The organism is Streptomyces sp. NPDC006385, assembly GCF_040612485.1.
GTDB lineage: Bacteria > Actinomycetota > Actinomycetes > Streptomycetales > Streptomycetaceae > Streptomyces.
This window is the reverse complement of record NZ_JBEXQG010000093.1, coordinates 1-21,389: the sequence shown is the minus strand read 5'-3', so window position 1 is coordinate 21,389 and position 21,389 is coordinate 1. Positions and strand designations below refer to the sequence as shown.

The window sequence follows — 21,389 nt, the reverse complement described above, 5'->3', positions numbered from 1 at the left end:
CGATCAGTCCTTCTGTCTGCGCTGTAGTCATGACACCACTGTCACGCCGGACACTCCTTACGAACAGTGGCAGTACTGCCGCACACCCTCGATTTACTGCCACTTCCGAGGCACACTGGGAGCATGCTGAGGAACGTGGCCGCTGTCCTGCTCGACGGTGTGCATCTCTTCGAAATGGGCGTCGTCTGCGAGGTGTTCGGCATCGATCGCAGCGACGAGGGGCTGCCCACCTACGACTTCGCCGTCGTCTCGGCCGAGGGGCCGACGCTGGGCACCCATGTCGGCGGGCTCACCGTCTCGACGCCGTACGGCCTGGAGCGGCTGGACGAGGCCGACCTGATCGCCGTACCGGCCGGACGCGAGTACGTCACCCGGGAGTATCCGCCCGAGCTGCTGGACGCCCTGGTCAGGGCCGTCGACCGGGGTGCGCGGGTGCTCAGCGTGTGCTCCGGGGTGTTCGTGCTGGGCGCGGCCGGGCTGCTCGACGGGCGGCGGTGCAGTGTGCACTGGCGGCATGCCGGGGAACTGTCCCGACGGCACCCGCGGGCGATCGTCGAACCCGATGTGCTGTACGTCGACGAGGGGCCCGTGATCACCAGCGCCGGCACCGCCGCCGGCATCGACGCCTGCCTGCACATCGTGCGGCAGGAGCAGGGGCCCGAGGTCGCCAACAAGATCGCCCGGCGCATGGTGGTGCCGCCGCACCGGGACGGCGGGCAGGCCCAGTACATCGAGCGCCCGCTGCCCCGCTCCCAGTGCGACACGGTCGGTGAGGTGCTCACGTGGATGGAGCGGCACCTCGACGAGGAGGTCACCGTCGAGCAGCTCGCCGAGCGCGCGCACATGTCCCCGCGCACCTTCGCCCGCCGCTTCCAGCAGGAGACCGGCACGACTCCCTACCGCTGGCTCCTGCGCCAACGGGTGCTGCTGGCGCAGGAGTTGCTGGAGGCGACGGACGAGACGGTGGACGCGATCGCCGGCCGAACCGGGTTCGGTACGGCGGCCGCGCTGCGGCACCAGTTCGTACGGGCGCTGGGGACGACCCCGAACGCCTACCGCAGGACCTTCCAGGGCCCGGAGGCGGCGTAGGGCCCTCCCGGTCGGCTAGTGCCTCGGCACCGGCCTCAGCAGCAGCTCATGCGGGTGGAGTGTGATGCCCACCCGGGTCGCGTCGTTCGAACCGGGCACCTGCTCGAAGCGGTACGTGGTGGCCAGCGCCGCCGTGAGCAGCGTCAGCATGGCCATGGAGAAGTGGTCGCTCGGGCACTTGCGGTTGCCGACGCCGAACGGACTCATGGCGTGTTTCGGCACGTCCTTGACGCGTTCCGGATGCCAGCGGTCGGGGTCGAACTCCAGGTGGCGCGCATACGACTTCGGGTCCCGCTGGACGGCGTAGGGACTGTAGACGATGTCGGACCCGGCCGGAATGCGATAGCCACCGAGTGACGTATCGGTAACCGCCCGTCGGGTCAGAATCCAGATCGCGGGGCGCAATCGCATCGCCTCCACGACGACATTGTTGGTGTGCCCGAGCCTGCGGACGTCCTCGAATGCGACGGGCCGGCCGCCGGTGACGGATTCGACCTCCGCGCACACCTTGTCGGCGTGTTCCGGGTGTTCCGCGAGCACATGGAGCAGCCACATGATCGTGGAGGCCACGGTTTCGGCGCCCGCGGTGAGTATCGCGACGACCTGATCGTGGATCTCCTGTTCCCCGATGGGGTCGCCATTCTCGTCCCGCGCCTCCAGCAATGCCGTCAGCAAATCGTCCGGCTTTTGACCAGATGCCCGGCGTTGGGCGACGATCTCGTCCACCAGGAGATGGAAATCGGCCAGGGCGCGGTTGAATGTGCGGTTGGCGGGGAGCGGCAGGTTGTAAAGCGGCCCGAGCGGGATCACCATCCGCCGGTACATACCGCGGAAGAGGGTGTCGAGCGCGGCACACAGCCGGTCGGCCCGCTCGTCCATGTACGCGCCGCGCAGCAGACAGCGGGCGGCGATGCGCACGGCGATCCGGAAGGACTCGGAGGTGCAGTCGATGGTCTCGCCGGGCTTCCAGCGCTCGGCCACCGCATGTGCCTCCTCCTCCATGATCGGCCCGTACCCGGGGATCGCGTCGAGCCGGAAGGCCGGCTGGATGGTGCGCCGCTGACGCCGGTGCCGGGGGCCGTTCGCCGTGGCCACGCCCTCCTTGCCGAGCAGGCCCTCCAGGGACTCCCACAGCGGCCCGGCTATCTCGAAGTCGGTGCTCAGCGCCAGCGCGCCGGTGAGCTCCGGCGCGGTGACGGCGTACACCGTCTTCGGGCCGAGCTTCAGCCGTACGACGTCGCCGTGGTCCCTCAGCCCGGCCATGAAGGCGAGCGGATCACGGACCATCTTCCAGCCGTGGCCGAGAAGCGGAACTCCTCCGCCCGCCAGGGGCGGCTCACACAGCTCCGATGCCGCGCGGGGCGGGGTCTGGGGCTTGACGGACTCGACGGTCATTTCTCACCTGCCGCTTCGTTGTTGACGTACGGGGGCGTGGACCGGTCGTCCCAGCTGGCGACCCGGTACCGGCCGGACTCGTGGTGGAACCAGTAGACCGAGCTGAACCAGTTGCGCATATTGCCGACACAGGCCCGCACGGCGGCGCCGAGTTCCTTTCCTCGCAGCGTGCCGTCGGCCAGCGAGTCGGCGAATTCCAGAGCCTTCCGCTCGGCGTCGAGGAAATCGGATATGCAGGTCTCGACGCGTCGCCTGACGTCCGTCACCGCCTCTTCCAGAGTCAGCCCGTCATGGGTGACGAGGCTGATTCCGAGATTGTGGACCTCATCGCCCGCGATTTCCTTCGGGAGCGAGCAGAGGTCGTTGTACCAGGCGGCGAATTCCTGGCTCAGTAACGCCGCCCTCCGATATGCCGGGTGTTTTCGTACGCCGTCCGGGAGTTCCAGCTCCGCGCACGGCTCCAGCAGATCGGTCCAGATCCAGTGCGCGAAGGTGAGCCGACGCAGCGCGAGGTATTCCTCGACGGTGGGAATGCGCCCTTCGGTGCGGTTGCGGAATTCCCGGTCGTACGCCTCGATCACCGCGTGGAAGTGGCGGGCGAACCGGGTGTTCCAGGTGTGGGGCAGGAACGAGTACAGCCGCACCATGCTGTCGGCGAACCCCGCGACCAGCGGGTCGTCGTGGTGCAGATGCGTCACCGGGGAGTCGAGGGCCGCGTGCAGACGGAACCGCAGCCGCCGCCAGGCGGCCGGGCGGTGGTGGACGATGTCGCGGTCGTGCCGGTCGTCCCAGACGAAGAACCACGCGCTGTAGTCCGCTATCGCCTGGAGGACGTCCTCGGGGGCGCCGATGTAGTACCCCGCCATGAGGTCGGTGTAGCAAAGGCCGTCGGCATATTCTTCGACCTTGTCGGCCGGCATCAGCCGCTTTTCGAGGAGCCAGGTACGGGTCTTCTCCTGGAGCTTGGGCCAATACGGATGGAGTTGCCTGGGAAACGCTGCTTCGATCACCGGGAGAGAGAGCGATGGTGGTACCGCGACCGCCGTCGGTGTCGATGTGGTGCCGCGTGAGAAAGCATGCACGGACAAACCCCTCTCAGCCGCCAGTTGCACACGCCCTCCCGCTGTGCCGGGCGTGCGCCGTTGCGTATCCCCGCACTTCTATTCAGCACTACAACTGACCGATCTGGGAACGGATTTGCTTCATTCACTACCCCCCAGGATCACGAGGCGCGCGTATGGGATCGAACGTGCGACGGACATGCGAACGGCGCCCGGTCCGGATGGGATCCTGACCGGGCGCCGTACGGGAGGGGCTGGAGGGACTGCAGGGGCTGTCGAGCAGACGTCAGTCGTTCGCGACCACGGGGTAGCGGGGCTCGTTCTCGGCCATCTGCCGCAGCGCGTCCTTGCGCTCCCGCTTGGAGAGACGGTCGATGTAGAGGTAGCCGTAGAGGTGGTCCGTCTCGTGCTGCAGACACCGGGCGAAGTACCCGGTGCCGCGCACCTTGATCGGGTTGCCCTTCTCGTCCTGCCCGGTGACCTCGGCGTAGTCGGGGCGGGCCAGCGGCGCGTACGCCGTCGGCACCGACAGGCAGCCCTCGTTGCTGTCGTCCAGGCGGCGCCGGTCGGCGGGCAGCTCGACGAGCTTCGGGTTGCAGACCACGCCGACGTGCCGCACGCCCTGGTCGTCCTGGCAGTCGTAGACGAAGACCTTCAGGTCGACGCCGATCTGGTTGGCGGCGAGGCCCACGCCCTCGGCGGTGCGCTGCGAGGCGAACATGTCCGCCACCAACTGGTCCAGCTCCGCGCCGAACTCGGTGACGTCCTTGCACTCCCTGTGCAGCACCGGGTTCCCGACGACCGTGATCGGCCGCGAGGTCCCCCGCTCGCGCCAGGCGTTCTCGCGCTCCTCGGTCTCCTCGGTGTCGATGACGAAGCCCTCGTCGTCCACGGGGAGCACGCCCGCGTGCTGCTGATCGGTGTCCTGCTGCGCCATGACCGACGTATGCCTTCCTGCAACCATGAGAATTCTGCGGAGTACAGCCTAAAGGGAGCCGTCGGACGGCAACCGCTCAGCAGACCTCTTCGAGGTCCCGCCAGTCCCTGGAGTCCGGGCTGTCCGCCACCCAGCCGTCCAGCAGGCCCCGTACGAGTGAGGGGGGCGCGGCGATGCCGCACTCCCGCTCCGGCACCCACAGCTGCCCGTCCGTGCGGTGCCCCAGTGGACCGGGGTGACCCGGTTCGCTGTGGTCGTGCGGGTCCAGGTGCTCCCCGTCGCCCTCGTCGGACGGCATCCGCGACTCGGAGCACATCCGGCACAGCAGCCGTACGGACGACGACCAGTCCTCCGCGGCGAAGCCGGCGTCGGCGGCGAGCTGCTCCAGGGCGTCCCGGTCGGCCTCGGTGGCGGCTTCCAGGAGGACGACCCAGGTGGGGACCGGCGAGGGCGCCCACAGCTCGATCTCGTCGAAGACCGGGTAGGCGTGCCCGGACGACGTGGTCCGCTCGCCGTGGGGCACCCCGTCGTGCAGCACGACCTCGCCCCAGCGCCGCCCGGACGACGGCAGCGGGATCGACAGCACCTCGATGCGGGCGGGGTCCAGCCGCCGCCCCCACACCACCTCGGCCTCGCCCTCGGGGGACAGCCGTACGGCCGCGCTGCCGAGGTCCATCCCGACCGGCTCGCCGGAGTCGGTGGCCCCGCCGGGCACCCGCAGCCCGTACGCCTGCCAGGCCCGCCGGGCCAGCGGCCAGTCCTGCAGGGCGGTGGCCGCGATACCGACGTTCCACCAGTCGGGCGCCCCGGTCTCCCGGTCGAGCAGGGCCACGGCCCGCAGCCCGGCCGCCCGGGCCTGCTCCCAGTCGTGCCGGAACTTGTGCAGCAGGGCGAGGTTGAACCAGGACTCCGACAACCACGGCTCCAGATCGGCGGCCCGCGTCAGCAGCGCGCCCGCGTCCTCGTACCGGCCGTCACCGATGAGTGTGAACGCCCGGTCGGTGGCCTGCCGCCAGGAGGCGGAGGGCCGGTGCCGTCCCTTGCCGAAGATCCTCACGATTCCCGCCTGCCAGTTCCGTGGAGTGGGCTGGCTAGTGCTGCCCCCGGACACCCTCTCATTCGCATCCAACCACGTACGGCTGGAAGGGCGCTCATTACCCATGGGTTACCCAGCTGAAGGCAATGTCAGACTGCCTTTGGACAGCACTCGCGCGAGCGATCCCACCACCTCCGGCGCGTAGTCCCCGGCGGTGCCGAGCCGCAGCTCCTCCAGCGCCTTCAGCGGCCCGCCGGGCCCGGCGTCGCGCGCCTTCTCCTCGTAGGCGTTCACCGCCCGCACGATCCGCGCGGCCACGGGCTGGTCCGGGCACGGATCGGCCAGCCGCTCCACGACCGTCGCCACCTGCGGATTCACCCCCGTCTGCCGTACGACGGCCCCGCCGAGCAGCGCGATGCGCCGCTGCTCCTCGACGGGCAGCACGGCGGTGGCCCCGGCCGGCACCGGGTCGACCAGGCTCAGCTGCCCGATGTCGTGCATGAGCGCCGCGTACTCCAGCACGGTGAGTTCGGCCTCCGAAAGGCCCAGATCCCGCCCGACCTCCCGGCTGAGCGCGGCCACCCGCCGGGCGTGTCCGGTGGGCGTGTACCCGGCGATCTCGGTGGCCCGGGCGAGGGAGGCGATGGTCTGCCGGTAGGTGGCCCGCACCGCGGCATACCGGCGGAAGGACAGCTGGGTGAGCAGCAGGGGCAGCGCGAAGACGGGCAGCGCCCACAGCCCGACCACGGCGACCGCGAGCGCCATCACCGCGCCCGTCGCGCAGACGGCCGATCCGATCCCGAGCGTGGCCCGCAGTTCGTCCCGCAGCAGCGGGACGAAGGGCCACCGGGTGCGCGAGTGCGCCAGCGCGGCGGCGAGCAGGGCGTCGCACAGGGCGGTGAGGGTGAGGATCGCCAGCAGGAGCAGGGCGTAGGCGGTGCCCCAGCCGTGGAACATGCCCTGGTTGTACAGCGGCTGGAAGCAGACGGCGGCGAAGCCGACGGTGAGCGCGCGCCGGGCGAGGTGGTCGAGCACGGGCCGCCCGCGCGCGATGTGCGGGACGCCGCCGAGGAGCGAGGCGGCGAGGACGACGGTCAGGGCCTGGAAGACGCCGTGGTGCGTGGGGTCTCCGCCGTCCTCGCCCAGCAGGGCGTACGCCAGTGCCGCCGCGGCGCCGAGCGGCGCGGCCTCCCTGTTCTCCGTGCCGGTCCACCGGGTGAGCTCGCCGATGGCCACGATGACGCCGAAGGCGAGGGCGATGCCGCGCTCGTCGAGCCCGTGGCGCAGGGTGCCGAGAAGGGAGGCGGCGGCCAGGAGGGCGGCGGCGGTGTGGACGAGGGTGAGGACGAGGGGCGGTCGGCCGGCGGTGCGCGGCGCGTTCCCCGGCGCGTTCATCGGTGTGCTCCCGGGGCGCTGGTGACCGGCGGGCAGGCAGGGGGCGTACCCGCTTCGTCGGCGGTGACCGCGGGATGCCATCCGTGGCGGTCCACGGCCCGCACGAGTGCCGTGACCATCCGGGGGTCGAACTGCGAGCCCGCGCACCGCTCCAGCTCCCGCAGGGCGACGGGCACGGGCCGGGCCCGCGAGTAGGACCGGGTCGACGTCATCGCGTCGAACGCGTCCGCGACCGCCACCACCCGCGCCGGCTCCGGGATCTGGCTGCCCCTCAGCCCGTAGGGGTACCCACTTCCGTCCAGCCGCTCGTGGTGGTGCAGTACGGCGGCCCGGGCCTCGCCGAGGAAGGAGATCCCCCGGACCATCTCGTGCCCGTACTCGGGATGCAGCTCGATCACCCGGCGCTCCTCGGGGGTGAGCGGCCCGTCCTTGCGCAGCAGCCGCGTGGGCACCCCCAGCTTCCCCACGTCGTGCAGGATCCCGGCGAACCGCACCACCTCGACGCGCTCGTCGTCCATGCCCAGCTCACGCGCGATCATCGTCGAGGCCTGCCCGACCCGCTCGCTGTGCCCGCGGGTGTAGCCGTCCTTGATGTCGACGGCCTGGACGAGCGCGCGGACGGTGGCCTGGTGAGCCGCTCGCTCCCGGTGGTACTGGGCGAACACCCACCACGACACGCACATCGGCAGCAGCACCAGCAGCGCGGCGACCGGGCCGTACGGGCTGCGCCACAGCACGGCCATCATCAGCCCGGCCAGACCGTGTACGGCGATGGGCGCGAGCGAGCGCAGGAACAGCCCCCGCCAGGCGCGCCGCCCCGGCAGGTGCTCGGCGAGCATCAGAATGCCGCCCTCCAGCGCGGTCAGGGCCAGACAGAACGTCAGCACCGCGGCCCCGGCGGGCCCGAGGGCGTACGGGAATTCGGACGCCTCGACGGCGTCCCGCCCGCCGAGCGCCCCGTGCACCCGCGCGGCCGCCCACACCGCGAGGGTGAGCTGGGCCGCCCGCCACACCCGCCGCAGCCGGCGCGGCGGTCCGTCGACCGGGGCGGTCAGCGCCCCGGGCACCGCGACCAGCGCGGCGGCGGACGGCGGCAGCAGGAAGGCCCCGGCGAGGAGGACGGGATAGAAGGGGCCCGAGATCCGGCCCCGGGCGGCGATCTGCTCGCCCCCGGCGTACAGCGCGGCGAGCAGGGCGACCGCCCACAGGGACGTGGGTGTCGTGGGCGGCGGAACCAGGCATCCGACGGCGGCCGGCACCGCGCAGGCGACGTACACACGCGCCCGGACCGGTGTCGCCTCCATGTCCGTCGCCCCTCCCCATCATGACCTGCTCAGCTCAAAGCGGAGCCTAGGTCGGAAAGAGGGGCAGCTGCGGGCCTGTCACCCGTCGATTAGCACGTTCGGGTGATGACCGCACGTTCCAGGGAGGGGACTTCAGGACTCCTGCGGCGTCGCCGTCACGTCGTGCTCGGGGACGGTCTGGCCGGAGCGGATCAGCTCGATCCGCCCCATGACCTTGGCGCGCAGGTCCGTGGGCACGTCGTCATGCCCGCAGCACCGCTTGACGAGCTTCTTCACGGCCTCTTCGAGGCCGTACTTCTCCAGGCACGGCGAGCACTCCTTGAAGTGCTGCTTGAACTTGTCGCGATCGACGTCCGGCATCTCACTGTCGAGGAACTCGTACAGATGGTCCAGGACCTCACTGCAGTCCGTCTCGTGCGGCTCTCCGCAGCTCATGAGCCCGAGCCTTTCGCTTCGTTCGACTCTCCGGCGCCGGCCGGGACCAGCCCGCGCTCACGGGCGTAGTCCTCGAGCATGCCGCGCAGTTGACGGCGGCCCCGGTGCAGCCGGGACATCACCGTACCGATGGGTGTCCCCATGATGTCCGCGATCTCCTTGTACGCAAAGCCCTCGACGTCGGCGAGGTACACGGCGATGCGGAATTCCTCGGGGATCGCCTGAAGTGCTTCCTTCACGTCCGAGTCGGGCAGGTGGTCCAGCGCCTGCGACTCGGCCGAGCGCAGCCCGGTCGACATGTGCGACTCGGCACGCGCGAGCTGCCAGTCCTCGATCTCCTCGGCCGCGGAGCGCTGGGGTTCGCGCTGCTTCTTGCGGTACGAGTTGATGAAAGTGTTGGTCAGGATCCGGTACAGCCACGCCTTGAGGTTGGTGCCCTCACGGAACTGGTGGAAGGACGCGTACGCCTTGGCGTACGTCTCCTGCACCAGGTCCTCGGCGTCGGCCGGGTTGCGCGTCATGCGCAGGGCGGCCGAGTACATCTGGTCGAGGAATTCGAGCGCGTCCCGCTCGAAGCGCGCGCTGCGCTCGGCGGTCGTCTCCGTGGACGTGTCCACGCTCATGCCCAGGCCCTCGGGCTGCTCCGCCTGGCCGTTGTCGGTCCCTGCGTCGGTACCGGGAACCGGACCCACCTCCTCAAGATTGCGGGCAGGACCGAGTCCGGCCCCACCTGAATCGGAGGATAGACGACCTGCCGTGCCTGCCGCCCCTCGAATAGGAGTGGTCCTGGCCGCATGCAGCACCGTCCAGTCCAGACCGGAACGGCTGCTGCGGCTGGAATCCAACTCTGCCGGGCGCAGCCCGTCCACGGGGCGGTGGTGGGAGGCGGGCGGGCAGTAGGTCGAACCCATGCGGCGGACTTCCTCTCCTACGACGTCGGCGCTGGTGGTCCAGCATCGTTGTCCGCCACAACAGAGGCAGGGGCCCCGACATTCCCGGACCTTTACCCGAGTGACCCGGTCCACCGGACGACCGCGTCCGTGACGATCGCCACGGCCTCGTCCGGGCCGAGGGGGGCCCGTTTGGGCACGGCGAACCCGTGATCGCCGTGGGGCACCTCGACGATCTCGTAGTCGCCGTCCGGGAACTCCTCCGGCTTCCCGAACGGATCGTTCCCGCCCTGGACGACGAGCGTGGGCACCCTTGCCCCGAGCAGTTCGTCGGCACGGGACTTCTCGGGCCTGCCCGGCGGGTGCAGGGGGAAGCTCAGCGCGAGCACGGCGTGGGCGCCGAGCTCCACGGCGGTACGGCAGGCGACCCGGGCGCCGGCACTGCGGCCGCCGGAGATCACGGGCAGCCCGGGCGCGGCGAGGGCGGGAAAGATGCCGTGCCAGCCGACGTCCAGCGTCTTCGGCGCGGGCGCCACCTTCTTGCCGGCCACCCGCCAGGGCTGCTCCACACGGGCGACGGTCACCCCGTGGGCCGGCAGGACCTCGGCGAGCGCCTTGAGGTCCCGCGCCTCGATGCCGCCTCCGGCGCCGTGGCTGACGGCCAGCACGAACCGGGCCTTCTTCGCCGGGTGCCAGGTGATGCGGGCGTCCCCCGCGTCCGTGCCAATGATCTCGATGGTCACATCAGACTCGGTCGTCACGTCAGAAGAGTGTGCCCTCTTCGGGGCCGTCCAGCTCCTTGAGCAGCTCCGGGCCGTTGTTGCGGACGTTGCTGACCATCGTGGAGACCGGGTAGGCGCGCATCATCCCGGGTGGCGGCGGGTCGAGCAGCGTCCGCAGCTCCTCGGGGTCGGTGCGGGAGGGGTCGAGCCAGGCGTCCCAGCGGTCCGGGGTCAGCATCAGCGGCATCCGGGGGTGGATCTCGGCCAGCGTGTTCGGACCCTCGGCGGGCGCCACCGCCAGCGGGGTCTTCTCCGCCTCCGTCGTGATGACCGAGCACGTCACCCACCAGGCCTGGGGGTGCTCGTCCGGCAGCGTCCTGTCCCGCCAGAACTCGTACAGCCCCGCCATCGCGAACACCGAGCCGTCGGCGGGCAGCACGAAGTACGGCTGCTTGCGCGGCCGTTTCCGCTTCCCCTCGACCTCCAGGTCCCGCTCCTGCTTGCCGGTGACCCACTCGTAGTAGCCGTCGGCGGGGATGATGCAGCGCCGTGAGCTGAAGGCCCGCCGGTACGACGGCTTCTCGTGCACCGTCTCGGCGCGTGCGTTGATCATCTTGAAGGCGGTCTCGGGGGTCTTGGACCAGCTGGGCACCAGCCCCCACTTCAGCTTGCGCAGCTGCCGAACCGGCCGCGGGTCGTCCACGTCTTTCAAAGGACGATCCAGGACGACGGGGACCTCCTTGGTCGGAGCCACGTTGTAGTCCGGCTCCAGGGTCTCCTCGGGCTCCCACTTCTCGATCTCAAAGATTCCTGCGAGATCCTCGGGTCCACGACTCGATGCATACCGTCCGCACATGCGTGCCACACTGCCAGATTCCATACGACCTCAGGGAGCCATCGCCTCATATGGACAGCACCGCATCCGCCTCGCTCGCCTCCCTTTGGGACGAGGTCTCCGGCACCCAGCCCGACCCCGATGTGTGGGTGGTGATCGTCACCCTGGTCGCCGCGCTCGCCGTGGTCGTCCCGCACGGCCTGTGGCGCGTCTCACGCAACGCCATCACCATCGCCCACGAGGGCGGTCACGGCCTGATCGCGCTGCTGACCGGCCGGACCCTGACCGGCATACGCCTGCACTCCGACACCAGCGGCCTCACGGTCAGCCGCGGCAAGCCGCACGGTCTGGGCATGATCCTCACGGCGGCCGCGGGCTACACGGCTCCCCCGCTCCTGGGCCTCGGCGGCGCCGCCCTCCTCGGTTCCGGCCGGATCACGCTGCTGCTGTGGCTGGCGACGGCCCTGCTGGTGGCGATGCTGGTGATGATCCGGAACGCCTACGGGGCGCTGACGGTGTTCGTGACGGGCGGCACGTTCGTGCTGGTGAGCTGGCTGACCGGGCCGCAGGTGCAGGCGGCGTTCGCATATGCGGTGGTGTGGTTCCTGTTACTGGGTGGGGTGCGGCCGGCGTTCGAACTGCAGGCGAAGAGGGCGCGGGGTGGGGCGGGAGACTCGGACGCGGACCAACTCTCGCGGCTGACTCATGTACCGGCCGGGTTGTGGCTTTTCCTTTTCCACGCGGTGTCGTTGTGCTCGCTGATAGGTGGGGGACGCTGGCTGTTGGCGGTATGACCCGCCGGCTCAAGGGCGGGGCCGCACCGATGTGCGGCTCCGCCGCGTGGGCGCGACCAGCCACAACGCCACCGCACCCGAACCACACGCTCCTTATAAAGTGAACCCATGGCCCAAAACCCCGCCGCACACACCGCCCTCTGGCCCGCCCCGCACGCGAGCGGAGCCGTCGACGCGACGGTCCACGTGCCCGGGTCCAAGTCGGTCACCAACCGCGCCCTCGTCCTCGCCGCCCTGGCGAGCGAGCCCGGCTGGCTGCGCCGCCCCCTGCGCTCCCGCGACACCCTGCTGATGGCCGGCGCGCTGCGCGCGATGGGCGTCGGCATCGAGGAGGGCGTCGGCCCCGAGGGCACCGGCGAGGCGTGGCGGGTGCTCCCCGCGGGCCTGCGGGGCCCGGCCACGGTCGACGTCGGCAACGCCGGCACCGTGATGCGCTTCCTGCCGCCGGTCGCCGCGCTCGCCGACGGCCCCATCCGCTTCGACGGCGACCCGAGGTCGTACGAGCGCCCCCTGCACGGCGTGATCGACGCCCTGCGCGCCCTCGGCGCCCGCATCGACGACGACGGCCGGGGCGCGCTGCCGCTGACGGTCCACGGCGGGGGCGCCCTGGAGGGCGGCCCGGTGCAGATCGACGCCTCGTCGTCGTCCCAGTTCGTGTCGGCGCTGCTGCTGTCCGGACCGCGCTTCAACCAGGGCGTCGAGGTCCGTCACATCGGCTCCTCCCTCCCCTCCATGCCGCACATCCGCATGACCGTCGACATGCTGCGCTCGGTCGGCGCCCAGGTGGACACCCCGGAGTCGGGCGGCGAGCCGAACGTCTGGCGGGTCACGCCGGGCGCCCTGCTCGGCCGCGATCTGACCGTCGAGCCGGACCTGTCCAACGCCCAGCCCTTCCTGGCGGCGGCGCTGGTGACCGGCGGCAAGGTCCTCATCCCGGACTGGCCGGCTCGCACCACCCAGCCCGGTGACCGGCTGCGCGAGATCTTCACCGAGATGGGCGGTTCCTGCGAACTCACCGAGTACGGGCTGGTGTTCACCGGTTCGGGTGCGATCCACGGCATCGACGTGGACCTGAGCGAGGTCGGCGAGCTGACGCCGGGCATCGCGGCGGTCGCGGCCCTCGCCGACTCCCCGTCGACCCTGCGCGGGGTCGCGCACCTGCGCCTGCACGAGACGGACCGCCTGGCCGCGCTGACCAAGGAGATCAACGAACTCGGCGGTGACGTGACCGAGACGGCCGACGGTCTGCACATCCGCCCGCGCCGACTGCACGGCGGCGTCTTCCACACCTACGAGGACCACCGCATGGCGACGGCCGGCGCGGTCATCGGCCTCGCGGTGGAGGGGGTACGGATCGAGAACGTGGCGACGACGGCGAAGACCCTGCCGGACTTCCCCGAGCTGTGGACCGGGATGCTCGGGGCGTAGAGACGCGGGGATACAGTCATGCGCCGCTACGGCAAGCACACGGACGAGGACGACATCCGCTCGCGCCCCGGCCGCCGGGGCACCCGGCCCCGTACGCACATCCGGCCCAAGCACGAGGACGCCGCCGAGGGCATGGTCCTCACCGTCGACCGGGGTCGCCTGACCTGCCTCGTCGAGGACCGGGTCGTGATGGCGATGAAGGCCCGCGAGCTGGGTCGCAAGGCGGCGGTGGTCGGTGACCGGGTCGCCCTGGTCGGCGATCTGTCCGGCAAGAAGGACACCCTGGCGCGGATCGTGCGGATCGAGGAGCGGACGTCGTTGCTGCGCCGCACCGCGGACGACGACGACCCCTACGAGCGCGTGGTCGTGGCGAACGCCGACCAACTCGCCATCGTCACCGCCCTCGCCGACCCCGAGCCGCGGCCCCGGCTGATCGACCGCTGTCTGGTGGCGGCGTTCGACGGGGGCCTGGAACCGCTGCTGGTGCTGACGAAGTCGGACCTGGCGCCGCCGGACAAACTCCTGGAGCTGTACGGGGCGTTGGACATCCCGTATGTCGTCACCAGCCGCGAGGAACTGGAGACCGGTGGCGCGGCGGACCGGGTGCGGGAGTATCTGGACGGCCGGGTCACGGCGTTCGTCGGGCACTCGGGTGTGGGCAAGACGACGCTGGTGAACGCGCTGGTGCCGCGGGAGCGCCGGCGTTCGACGGGCCATGTGAACGCGGTGACGGGACGGGGGCGGCACACCACGACGTCGGCGTTGGCCCTGCCGCTGAGCGAGGTGGACGGCTGGGTGATCGACACCCCGGGCGTGCGGTCCTTCGGGCTGGCGCACGTCGATCCGTCCCGGGTGATCCACGCGTTCCCCGACCTCGGACCGGGAACCGAGGGCTGCCCGCGTGCGTGCAGTCATGATGAACCGGACTGCGCGCTGGACGACTGGGTGACGCAGGGGCACGCGGATCCGGCGCGGCTGTACTCGCTGCGGCGGCTGCTGGCCGTGCGGGAGCGCACGGAAGGCGACTGACCTCCGCGTTGTTTGTCCTCGTGCGAGTCCGGTAAGGGCATAATCGCACCGAGCCGGATCCAAGCCTGAGCAGAGCCTGACGAACCTGACGAACTCGACGAACCCGGTGAAGCGGTCACAGAACGCGGGGATACGGGAGGACAGCACATGGCGTGGCTGCTGGTCATCGTGGCGGGGTTGCTCGAAACCGGCTTCGCCGTCTGCCTGAAACTGTCGCACGGCTTCACCCGGCTCTGGCCGACCATCGCCTTCTGCGTCTTCGCGCTCGGCAGCTTCGGGTTGCTGACGATGGCCCTGAAGAAGCTGGACGTGGGGCCGGCGTACGCGGTGTGGACGGGGATCGGCGCGGCGGGCACGGCGATCTACGGCATGGTCTTCCTCGGGGACATCGTGTCGACGTTGAAGATCGTGTCGATCAGCCTGGTGATCGTGGGGGTCGTCGGGTTGCAGTTGTCGGGGTCGGCGCACTGACGCGACGGGGCGCGGACGCGGACACGGATGCGGGGTGCCGCGGAGTTCAGCCGGTCAACTGCCGGTGCAGCGCGAAGCGTACGAGGTCGGGGACGCCGCCTTCGCCGGGTGGGGCGGCGACGCAGGACAGGGCCAGCCTGACGACCAGTTCGCAGGAGCGGGCGAGTTCGGCGGTGTCGGGCTTGTCGCTGCCGGGGCCGGTCAGGACCGCGACGGCCCGGTCACGCACGAGGGCCACGAAGTCGCCGGGCGAGGGAAGCGGCCCGTCGGCCCGCCGCTGTGCCGGTACGGCGGAGGAGGACGGCACGGCGGTCAGTGTCGGCGAGGGCAGGCGCTCGCTCCAGCAGCCGGTGAGCATGGCGCGGACGAGGGCGTTGTCGCGGGCGAGTGCGGCGGTCCACTCCGCGGTGGCGGTGAGGCGTTCGCGGGCGTCGCTGTGGGTGGCGAGGGCGCGGTCCACGCCGGCGAGGTAGCCGTCGGCTTCGCGCCGGACGAGGGCCCGGGCGAGCCCCTCCTTGCTGCCGAACTCGTTGTACAGCGTCTGCCGGGACACTCCGGCCGCCGCGGCCACGTCCACCATCCGCACGGCGGACCACGGCCGGCGCGCCAGCGCCGTGTAGGCGGCGTCCAGTAGGGATTCCCGCGCTGCAGGCATCATCGCCTCCCTGGGGCGAGCGGCTCTGCGCCCAGATTTGACGCGCACCGAGGCACTGTCAAGGGTTCGCGAGGGCACGCGGGGGCGCCACCCCGCCTCGGCGCGCGGGGTGGTGGCCGTCGCCCCGGCGTCGGGCAGCGGTGGGTCGTGACGCACCGAACCACGGCACCGTGCGCCCCATCCCGCCCACCCGACACAGTCCCCTGCGTGATCGCACCGCCCGGTAGCCCCACCCCAACCTCGGCAGATACGGTTCCTTCCATGCCGGACTACCTCGACGATCTCCGCCTCGCCCACGTCCTCGCGGACGCCGCCGACGCCGCCACCATGGACCGCTTCAAGGCGCTCGACCTCAAGGTCGAGACCAAGCCGGACATGACCCCGGTGAGCGAGGCCGACAAGGCCGCCGAGGAGTTGATCCGCGGGCAGTTGCAGCGGGCCCGGCCGAGAGACGCGATCCTCGGCGAGGAGTACGGCGTCGAGGGCACCGGTCCCCGCCGCTGGGTGATCGACCCGATCGACGGCACCAAGAACTACGTACGAGGCGTCCCGGTCTGGGCCACCCTCATCGCCCTGATGGAGGCGAGCGAGGGCGGCTACCAGCCGGTCGTCGGCGTGGTGTCCGCCCCCGCCCTCGGCCGCCGCTGGTGGGCCGCCCGGGGTCACGGCGCCTTCACCGGCCGTAGCCTCTCCGCCGCGACGCGGCTGCGGGTCTCCCGCGTCTCGAAGCTGACGGACGCGTCGTTCGCGTACTCCTCGCTGAGCGGATGGGAGGACCAGGGCCGGCTGGACGGCTTCCTCGACCTCACGCGCGAGGTGTGGCGCACGCGCGCGTACGGCGATTTCTGGCCCTACATGATGGTCGCGGAGGGCTCGGTCGACCTCTGCGCGGAACCGGAGCTCTCGCTCTGGGACATGGCCGCCACCGCCGTCATCGTCACCGAGGCCGGCGGCACCTTCACCGGCCTCGACGGCCGCCCCGGCCCCCACAGCGGCAACGCGGCCGCCTCGAACGGCCTCCTGCACGACGAGTTCCTGGGCTACCTCAACCAGCGCTACTGACGCGCTCGGGCTGAGCCGGCCTGAGATGCGCCGGGATCCCTGCGGGAACACGATGGTCACATGAGGTGCGACACCTCACGGGCCCGGTGGCGGACACGGTGTGCAACGGGTCTGGCGACGCTCCTGCTGTGCCTCGCCGGCGCGACCGCTTGCGGCAACGGCGAGTCCCCGGACAGGACGCCTCCCCCAGCCACGGAAACCGTTACAGAGACCACCGAAGCGCCCAGGGAGACAGAGACAGCAACCGAGACGGTGACCGAGCAGGGAAACCTGCCCGACCTGACCGGCAAGTCCTTGCAGGAGGCACAAGACACAGCGCAAGCGAACGGCTTCTACCTGCTGACATCCAGCGATGCCACGGGAAGGGACAGGGCCCAGGTCGTGGACCGCAACTGGATGGTCTGCTCTCAGGTCCCAGCCCCGGGACAGCACCCCAGAGACGTCACGGTGAACTTCAGCGTCGTCAGGTTCGGCGAGAGCTGCCCGTGACACCGGGCCGTCCGCGCGACCCCGGCGCCGGTCGGGGCCGGCGCCGGCGTATGACACCGGGCGCACACGCGGCGCCTCAACCAGCCGCACGCGCCCTCTTGTTGACCCGTGCTTTACCTGCCACTCTGAAAGTCCCCCCACTTGTGAATTTGTGAAATACCGAACAAAGGCGGGGGCATTCCAGGAGGTGACTCCCTTCATGCTCGTCCGTGACGCCATGAGCACAGTGGTCCTCACCATCGGCCCGACCCACACCCTTCGCCAGGCCGCCGCGCTGATGTCCGCCCGTCGGATCGGCGCGGCCGTGGTTCACGACCCCGACGCCGGCGGTATCGGCATCCTCACCGAACGCGACATCCTCAACTCCGTCGGCCTCGGACAGAACCCCGACCTCGAACGCGCCCACGATCACACCACCAACAACGTCGTGTTCGCGGCCCCGTCGTGGACCCTGGAGGAGGCGGCCCACGCCATGGCGCACGGCGGCTTCCGCCACCTGATCGTCCTGGACCGCGACGAACCCGTCGGCATCGTCTCGGTCCGCGACATCATCCGCTGCTGGGCACCCGTACGGCAGCACGCACCGGCCTAGGCGGCGACAAGACAGAACAGCGTGCGGAGCAGCGGGCCGGACCCGGAAGGACGCCGGCCCGTTCGCCGCGCGCCCGGACACCGAAGGGCGCCGCGCCGACCGCTCCGAGAGGACCTATTCTGGACTTTGTCCAAATCAGTAGCGCATCCAAAGTCACATTCATTCGGAACCTGGTCCTCCTGCTGTTAAAGTGTTTTCCATGAGCGACCTTCTGGAACGGCTGCGCGGACGCGGATGGCGGATGACCGCGCAGCGGCGCGTCGTGGCCGAGGTCCTCGCCGGCGATCACGTGCACCTGACGGCCGACGAGGTTCACGCGCGGGCCGTCGCCAAGCTGCCCGAGATCTCCCGCGCGACCGTCTACAACACGCTGGGCGAGCTGGTCTCCCTCGGCGAGGTGCTCGAGGTCTCCACCGACAGGCGTGCCAAGCGGTACGACCCGAACGCCCACCGGCCCCACCACCACCTGGTCTGCGCCCAGTGCGGCGCGATCCGGGACGTCCACCCGACGGGCAACCCGATGGCCGACCTCCCCGACTCCGAGCGATTCGGCTTCACGGTCTCGGACGTCGAGGTGACATACCGGGGCATCTGCCCGAACTGCGCGAAGACCTGACCCCGACCATGCCCTGAGCCCCGGCACCGGTGAGTGCCGGGGCTTTGTGCTGCCTGCCCGCGGGAGCCCACCCGCCCGCGAGCGGGGTTCCCGAATCTGACGGTCCGTCATATGGTCAACGGCACCCGCGCACCCGTACGTCACCCCCTCCACGCACCCACACGTCCGTTCCGCACTCCGCGAGGAGACCGAAGTGGGAGAGCCGACACCTACAGCACCCGGAGAGCCCTGGCCGCCGTATCCGCAGCATCCGCCGTCTCCGCCGGATCCGCCGCATCCCAAACTCACGGCCCATGAACTGACCCGCGCCTTCGGCCGAGCCCCCCGCACGGTCGACGCCCTCGGCCCCCTCGATCTGACCGTCGCCCCCGGCGAGTTCGTCTGTGTCGTCGGCCCCTCCGGCTGCGGCAAGTCCACGCTCCTGCGGATCGCCGCGGGCCTGCTCCGCCCGAGCACGGGCACGCTGGAGATCCGCACGTCGAGCCCCCGGCCGGTGGCCATGATCTTCCAGGACTACGGCATCTACGACTGGAAGACCGTCCGCGCCAACGTCCGCTTCGGCCTGGACGTCCAGCGCGTCCCCCGGCGCGAGGCCAACGCCCGCGCCGACGACTGGCTGGCCCGCATGGGCTTGGCGGACTTCGCCCACGCCTACCCGGCCACCCTCTCCGGCGGCATGCGCCAGCGCGTGGCGATCGCCAGGGCTCTGGCCGTGGAGCCCGAACTCCTGCTGATGGACGAGCCGTTCGCGGCGCTCGACGCCCAGCTGCGCACGATTCTCCAGGACGAACTCCTCGACATCACCCAGTCACTGCGGACGACCACCCTCTTCATCACGCACAGCCTGGAGGAGGCGCTCGTCCTCGGCGACCGCGTCCTGGTGATGTCCGCCCGCCCGGGCCGGATCATCGCCGAGCACCGCCCGCCCTTCCCGCGCCCACGCACCGGCGACATCCGGGACACACCCGCGTTCACCGCCCTCAAGAGCGAGCTGTGGGACCTGCTGCGCAAGGAGGCGGCACCGGCATGACGACGCTCACGAAGCCGCCCGCCGACGCGGTCCTGGTCCGCCGCCCGGGCCCCCAGGAACTGCACCCCGCCCGCGCCCACCGCCGCAGGCGCGCTCTGGAGCTCTCACTCGCGCTCGCCGTGCCCCTCTTCCTCCTCCTGCTGTGGCAACTGGCCGCCGCCCAGGCCTGGATCGACGACCGCGTCTACCCGGCCCCGTCCACGATCCTCGCCGACGGCTGGAGCCGGGCCGCGGCCGGCGACCTCTGGCCGGATGTGTGGGCGACGCTGAAACGCGTCGTGGCCGGATACGCGGTCGGCACGGCGGCGGGCTACGCGCTCGGCCTGCTGATGGGCTCCCTCTCACTGGTACGAGCAGCTCTGGAACCGCTCCTGGACGCCCTGTACGTCGTACCGAAACTGGCCCTGCTGCCCGTCTTCCTGAACATGTTCGGCCTGGGCGAGGGACCGCAGGTCGCGCTGGTGGCGGCCACGGTGTTCTTCTTCGTCTGGATCTCCACCATGTCCGCGGTCGTCTCCATCCCCTCCGGCCACCGGGACGCGGGCCGGGTCTTCGGCGCCTCCCGTTGGCAGATGTTCCGCCACGTCATCCTCCCCGCGTCGCTGCCGTCGGTCCTGGTGGGCGCGCGCATCGCCGCGGGTGTCGCGGTCCTGGTCATCGTCGCGTCGGAACAGATCGCCGCGACGAACGGCCTGGGCCATCTGATCTTCGACTCACGCGCGCTGTTCCAGAACGACGTGATGTTCGTCGGGATCGTCTGCGTCGCGGTCCTGGGCGTGATCTTCTCCGAACTGATCCGCCGCGCGGGACGGTTGCTCACCCCATGGGCACCGAGGGACCGAGGAAGGGGCCAGTCATGAGCAGCAGGGGGCACAGGCATACGTACGGCGTTCTGCTCGCCGTCGGAGCCCTGCTGGCGTCGGCGGCGTGCTCGTCGCCGTACGAGTCGGGCTCCTCGTCCGGGCCTGCCGCGGGGCAGCGCACCATCAGCCCGGTGGAGGGCTGCGGCGCGAAGTCCTGGACGGACCCGAAGGACCTCTCCCCGAACCGCACACCGGCCCGCTGCCTCCCCGGCGCCCCTCCCCCGCGGCCCCTCTCCGAGGCGCGTGAGCTGACGATCGCCACGGGAACGCTGAGCGCCGAGTACGTGGCCCCGCTGCGGGTCGCCCTCGACAAGGGAGAGTTCAAGAAGGAGGGCCTGGACATCACGCTGAAGGTGCTGCCGACCCCGGACGCGCTCCCCCTGCTGGCCAAGGGGGACATCGACGCCCTGTGGGCGGCCCCCGAGGCGGCGGTCATGAACGGCGTCGAGGGCGGCTTCGACATCAAGTGGGTCGCCGGGAACTTCTCGCCCGACCCGAAGTCGAGGAGCGGCCTGTGGGTGCGTCTGAGGGAGGGCGACACCGTGAACCGCGTCACCATGGCCGGCCGCACGCTGGGCACCATGATCGGCAAGGGCTCGGTCATCGCGTACCCCATGGAAAGGGCCCTGGAGCGGCGCGGCGGCGGCCTCGCCGAGATCCAGTACCAGCAGCTGGGTTCGGCCGACGTCCTCACGGCCCTGCGGAACGGCGGCGTCGACTCCGCGTGGCTCCTGGACCCGGTCTGGCGCAAGGTGGACGGCAAGCAGGGCTACGCCTTCCTGGGTGGTCAGCCACTGGGCGAACCTCTCGGCGGCATGCTGTACGGCCCTGCGCTGCTCCAGGACGACGTGGACGCGGGCGTGGCCCTGCTGCGGGCGTACATCCGCACGGTGAACACGTACTTCGCGTCGGACTACAAGCGGGATGCGACCTTCGTCACCTACCTCGCAAAGCTTCTCAAGGCGGAGGAGTCGATCCTCAGGTCCACCCCGTCCCTCCGCATGGACTGGGAGATCCGCTCCGGCACGACCACACGCCTGCAAGCGGCTTACGAGGCCCAGGGCGTGGCGGAGGGCAGCCCGCTACCGGAGTCACGGACGGTGAACCGCAGCTTGTACGAGGAGGCGGTGGGCCACGGGCCCTGACGTGCTTGCCGCAAACACCTAGGGCCGGGACCCTTGCGGATCCCGGCCCTGAGTCTTCAGTAGCGGGGACAGGATTTGAACCTGCGACCTCTGGGTTATGAGCCCAGCGAGCTACC

At 70.9% G+C, this 21,389-nt stretch carries 23 protein-coding genes; 12 read left to right on the top strand and 11 right to left on the bottom strand.

Going from position 1 to position 21,389, the window contains the following annotated elements:
* Nucleotides 1-123: 123 nt before the first annotated feature.
* A complete protein-coding gene (locus tag ABZ078_RS39595) occupies nt 124-1,089 on the top strand; it encodes a helix-turn-helix domain-containing protein (protein ID WP_356583383.1) in 966 nt (321 codons plus the stop codon).
* A 15-nt stretch (nt 1,090-1,104) separates the two neighbouring features.
* Here ABZ078_RS39595 and ABZ078_RS39590 read toward each other — a convergent pair whose 3' ends face one another.
* The 10 genes from ABZ078_RS39590 to ABZ078_RS39545 all read right to left on the bottom strand — a co-directional run bounded on the left by ABZ078_RS39590 (nt 1,105) and on the right by ABZ078_RS39545 (nt 11,120).
* Nucleotides 1,105-2,484 carry a cytochrome P450 gene (locus ABZ078_RS39590; RefSeq protein WP_356583382.1) on the bottom strand — a complete coding sequence of 460 codons (1,380 nt, stop codon included), beginning with the start codon at nt 2,482-2,484 and terminating at the stop codon, nt 1,105-1,107.
* Complete coding sequence (cyc1, locus tag ABZ078_RS39585) at nt 2,481-3,566, bottom strand: epi-isozizaene synthase (RefSeq protein ID WP_356583381.1); 1,086 nt, start codon at nt 3,564-3,566, stop codon at nt 2,481-2,483. Before cyc1 ends, ABZ078_RS39590 begins: the two co-directional genes overlap by 4 nt.
* 265 nt (nt 3,567-3,831) lie before the next feature.
* A complete protein-coding gene (def, locus tag ABZ078_RS39580) occupies nt 3,832-4,482 on the bottom strand; it encodes a peptide deformylase (protein WP_356583380.1) in 651 nt (216 codons plus the stop codon).
* A 76-nt stretch (nt 4,483-4,558) separates the two neighbouring features.
* Complete coding sequence (locus tag ABZ078_RS39575) at nt 4,559-5,539, bottom strand: hypothetical protein (protein ID WP_356583379.1); 981 nt, start codon at nt 5,537-5,539, stop codon at nt 4,559-4,561.
* A gap of 108 nt (nt 5,540-5,647) precedes the next feature.
* The gene (locus tag ABZ078_RS39570) at nt 5,648-6,913 is read right to left on the bottom strand and encodes an HD domain-containing protein (protein WP_356583378.1); all 1,266 of its coding nucleotides are present in this window, start codon (nt 6,911-6,913) and stop codon (nt 5,648-5,650) included.
* On the bottom strand, nt 6,910-8,217 hold the full coding sequence (locus ABZ078_RS39565; RefSeq protein WP_356583377.1) for an HD-GYP domain-containing protein: 1,308 nt from the start codon (nt 8,215-8,217) through the stop codon (nt 6,910-6,912). Before ABZ078_RS39565 ends, ABZ078_RS39570 begins: the two co-directional genes overlap by 4 nt.
* A gap of 132 nt (nt 8,218-8,349) precedes the next feature.
* Nucleotides 8,350-8,652 carry a mycothiol system anti-sigma-R factor gene (rsrA, locus tag ABZ078_RS39560; RefSeq protein WP_356583376.1) on the bottom strand — a complete coding sequence of 101 codons (303 nt, stop codon included), beginning with the start codon at nt 8,650-8,652 and terminating at the stop codon, nt 8,350-8,352.
* On the bottom strand, nt 8,649-9,344 hold the full coding sequence (sigR, locus tag ABZ078_RS39555; RefSeq protein ID WP_356583375.1) for an RNA polymerase sigma factor SigR: 696 nt from the start codon (nt 9,342-9,344) through the stop codon (nt 8,649-8,651). The genes rsrA and sigR overlap by 4 nt, the downstream gene beginning before the upstream one ends.
* A 311-nt stretch (nt 9,345-9,655) precedes the next feature.
* The gene (locus tag ABZ078_RS39550) at nt 9,656-10,285 is read right to left on the bottom strand and encodes an alpha/beta family hydrolase (RefSeq protein ID WP_356583389.1); all 630 of its coding nucleotides are present in this window, start codon (nt 10,283-10,285) and stop codon (nt 9,656-9,658) included.
* 19 nt (nt 10,286-10,304) lie between these two features.
* A complete protein-coding gene (locus tag ABZ078_RS39545) occupies nt 10,305-11,120 on the bottom strand; it encodes an SOS response-associated peptidase (protein ID WP_356583374.1) in 816 nt (271 codons plus the stop codon).
* A gap of 50 nt (nt 11,121-11,170) precedes the next feature.
* Here ABZ078_RS39545 and ABZ078_RS39540 point away from each other — a divergent pair, with 50 nt between their 5' ends.
* From ABZ078_RS39540 to ABZ078_RS39525, 4 genes are all read left to right on the top strand, one after another.
* Nucleotides 11,171-11,893, top strand: coding sequence for a M50 family metallopeptidase (locus ABZ078_RS39540; RefSeq protein ID WP_356583373.1), 723 nt, complete (start codon nt 11,171-11,173; stop codon nt 11,891-11,893).
* Between the two features lie 108 nt (nt 11,894-12,001).
* Nucleotides 12,002-13,321: a 3-phosphoshikimate 1-carboxyvinyltransferase gene (aroA, locus tag ABZ078_RS39535; RefSeq protein WP_356583372.1), complete on the top strand. Its 1,320-nt coding sequence runs from the start codon at nt 12,002-12,004 to the stop codon at nt 13,319-13,321.
* 18 nt (nt 13,322-13,339) lie between these two features.
* The gene (gene rsgA, locus ABZ078_RS39530; protein ID WP_356583371.1) at nt 13,340-14,350 is read left to right on the top strand and encodes a ribosome small subunit-dependent GTPase A; all 1,011 of its coding nucleotides are present in this window, start codon (nt 13,340-13,342) and stop codon (nt 14,348-14,350) included.
* A gap of 147 nt (nt 14,351-14,497) precedes the next feature.
* The gene (locus tag ABZ078_RS39525) at nt 14,498-14,821 is read left to right on the top strand and encodes a multidrug efflux SMR transporter (protein WP_356583370.1); all 324 of its coding nucleotides are present in this window, start codon (nt 14,498-14,500) and stop codon (nt 14,819-14,821) included.
* A gap of 46 nt (nt 14,822-14,867) precedes the next feature.
* Here the strand turns inward: ABZ078_RS39525 and ABZ078_RS39520 are convergent, their stop codons facing one another.
* Nucleotides 14,868-15,476 carry a TetR/AcrR family transcriptional regulator gene (locus ABZ078_RS39520; protein ID WP_356583369.1) on the bottom strand — a complete coding sequence of 203 codons (609 nt, stop codon included), beginning with the start codon at nt 15,474-15,476 and terminating at the stop codon, nt 14,868-14,870.
* Nucleotides 15,477-15,737: 261 nt separating this feature from the next.
* Between ABZ078_RS39520 and hisN the strand changes: the two genes are divergently transcribed.
* The 7 genes from hisN (at nt 15,738) to ABZ078_RS39485 (ending at nt 21,273) form a co-directional block, all read left to right on the top strand.
* Complete coding sequence (hisN, locus tag ABZ078_RS39515) at nt 15,738-16,538, top strand: histidinol-phosphatase (protein WP_356583368.1); 801 nt, start codon at nt 15,738-15,740, stop codon at nt 16,536-16,538.
* Between the two features lie 252 nt (nt 16,539-16,790).
* On the top strand, nt 16,791-17,027 hold the full coding sequence (locus ABZ078_RS39510) for a PASTA domain-containing protein (RefSeq protein WP_356583367.1): 237 nt from the start codon (nt 16,791-16,793) through the stop codon (nt 17,025-17,027).
* A gap of 199 nt (nt 17,028-17,226) precedes the next feature.
* Complete coding sequence (locus tag ABZ078_RS39505) at nt 17,227-17,619, top strand: CBS domain-containing protein (protein WP_356583366.1); 393 nt, start codon at nt 17,227-17,229, stop codon at nt 17,617-17,619.
* A 199-nt stretch (nt 17,620-17,818) separates the two neighbouring features.
* Nucleotides 17,819-18,235 (top strand): Fur family transcriptional regulator, encoded by a 417-nt coding sequence (locus tag ABZ078_RS39500; protein WP_356583365.1) that lies wholly within the window; start codon nt 17,819-17,821, stop codon nt 18,233-18,235.
* Between the two features lie 298 nt (nt 18,236-18,533).
* On the top strand, nt 18,534-19,265 hold the full coding sequence (locus ABZ078_RS39495; protein ID WP_356583388.1) for an ABC transporter ATP-binding protein: 732 nt from the start codon (nt 18,534-18,536) through the stop codon (nt 19,263-19,265).
* Nucleotides 19,262-20,125, top strand: a complete 864-nt coding sequence (locus tag ABZ078_RS39490) for an ABC transporter permease (RefSeq protein WP_356583364.1) — start codon at nt 19,262-19,264, stop codon at nt 20,123-20,125. Before ABZ078_RS39495 ends, ABZ078_RS39490 begins: the two co-directional genes overlap by 4 nt.
* Nucleotides 20,122-21,273 carry an ABC transporter substrate-binding protein gene (locus tag ABZ078_RS39485; protein ID WP_356583363.1) on the top strand — a complete coding sequence of 384 codons (1,152 nt, stop codon included), beginning with the start codon at nt 20,122-20,124 and terminating at the stop codon, nt 21,271-21,273. The genes ABZ078_RS39490 and ABZ078_RS39485 overlap by 4 nt, the downstream gene beginning before the upstream one ends.
* Nucleotides 21,274-21,389 lie beyond the last annotated feature (116 nt).

Excerpts from the sequence above, each read along its gene's own strand:
- ABZ078_RS39595 (WP_356583383.1), top strand. The coding sequence starts at position 124 with ATGCTGAGGAACGTGGCCGCTGTCCTGCTCGACGGTGTGCATCTCTTC.
- ABZ078_RS39590 (WP_356583382.1), bottom strand. The coding sequence starts at position 2,484 with ATGACCGTCGAGTCCGTCAAGCCCCAGACCCCGCCCCGCGCGGCATCG.
- def (WP_356583380.1), bottom strand. The coding sequence starts at position 4,482 with ATGGCGCAGCAGGACACCGATCAGCAGCACGCGGGCGTGCTCCCCGTG.
- ABZ078_RS39570 (WP_356583378.1), bottom strand. The coding sequence starts at position 6,913 with ATGAACGCGCCGGGGAACGCGCCGCGCACCGCCGGCCGACCGCCCCTC.
- ABZ078_RS39565 (WP_356583377.1), bottom strand. The coding sequence starts at position 8,217 with ATGGAGGCGACACCGGTCCGGGCGCGTGTGTACGTCGCCTGCGCGGTG.
- rsrA (WP_356583376.1), bottom strand. The coding sequence starts at position 8,652 with ATGAGCTGCGGAGAGCCGCACGAGACGGACTGCAGTGAGGTCCTGGAC.
- ABZ078_RS39545 (WP_356583374.1), bottom strand. The coding sequence starts at position 11,120 with ATGTGCGGACGGTATGCATCGAGTCGTGGACCCGAGGATCTCGCAGGA.
- ABZ078_RS39540 (WP_356583373.1), top strand. The coding sequence starts at position 11,171 with ATGGACAGCACCGCATCCGCCTCGCTCGCCTCCCTTTGGGACGAGGTC.
- aroA (WP_356583372.1), top strand. The coding sequence starts at position 12,002 with ATGGCCCAAAACCCCGCCGCACACACCGCCCTCTGGCCCGCCCCGCAC.
- rsgA (WP_356583371.1), top strand. The coding sequence starts at position 13,340 with ATGCGCCGCTACGGCAAGCACACGGACGAGGACGACATCCGCTCGCGC.
- ABZ078_RS39525 (WP_356583370.1), top strand. The coding sequence starts at position 14,498 with ATGGCGTGGCTGCTGGTCATCGTGGCGGGGTTGCTCGAAACCGGCTTC.
- ABZ078_RS39520 (WP_356583369.1), bottom strand. The coding sequence starts at position 15,476 with ATGCCTGCAGCGCGGGAATCCCTACTGGACGCCGCCTACACGGCGCTG.
- hisN (WP_356583368.1), top strand. The coding sequence starts at position 15,738 with ATGCCGGACTACCTCGACGATCTCCGCCTCGCCCACGTCCTCGCGGAC.
- ABZ078_RS39505 (WP_356583366.1), top strand. The coding sequence starts at position 17,227 with ATGCTCGTCCGTGACGCCATGAGCACAGTGGTCCTCACCATCGGCCCG.
- ABZ078_RS39500 (WP_356583365.1), top strand. The coding sequence starts at position 17,819 with ATGAGCGACCTTCTGGAACGGCTGCGCGGACGCGGATGGCGGATGACC.
- ABZ078_RS39490 (WP_356583364.1), top strand. The coding sequence starts at position 19,262 with ATGACGACGCTCACGAAGCCGCCCGCCGACGCGGTCCTGGTCCGCCGC.
- ABZ078_RS39485 (WP_356583363.1), top strand. The coding sequence starts at position 20,122 with ATGAGCAGCAGGGGGCACAGGCATACGTACGGCGTTCTGCTCGCCGTC.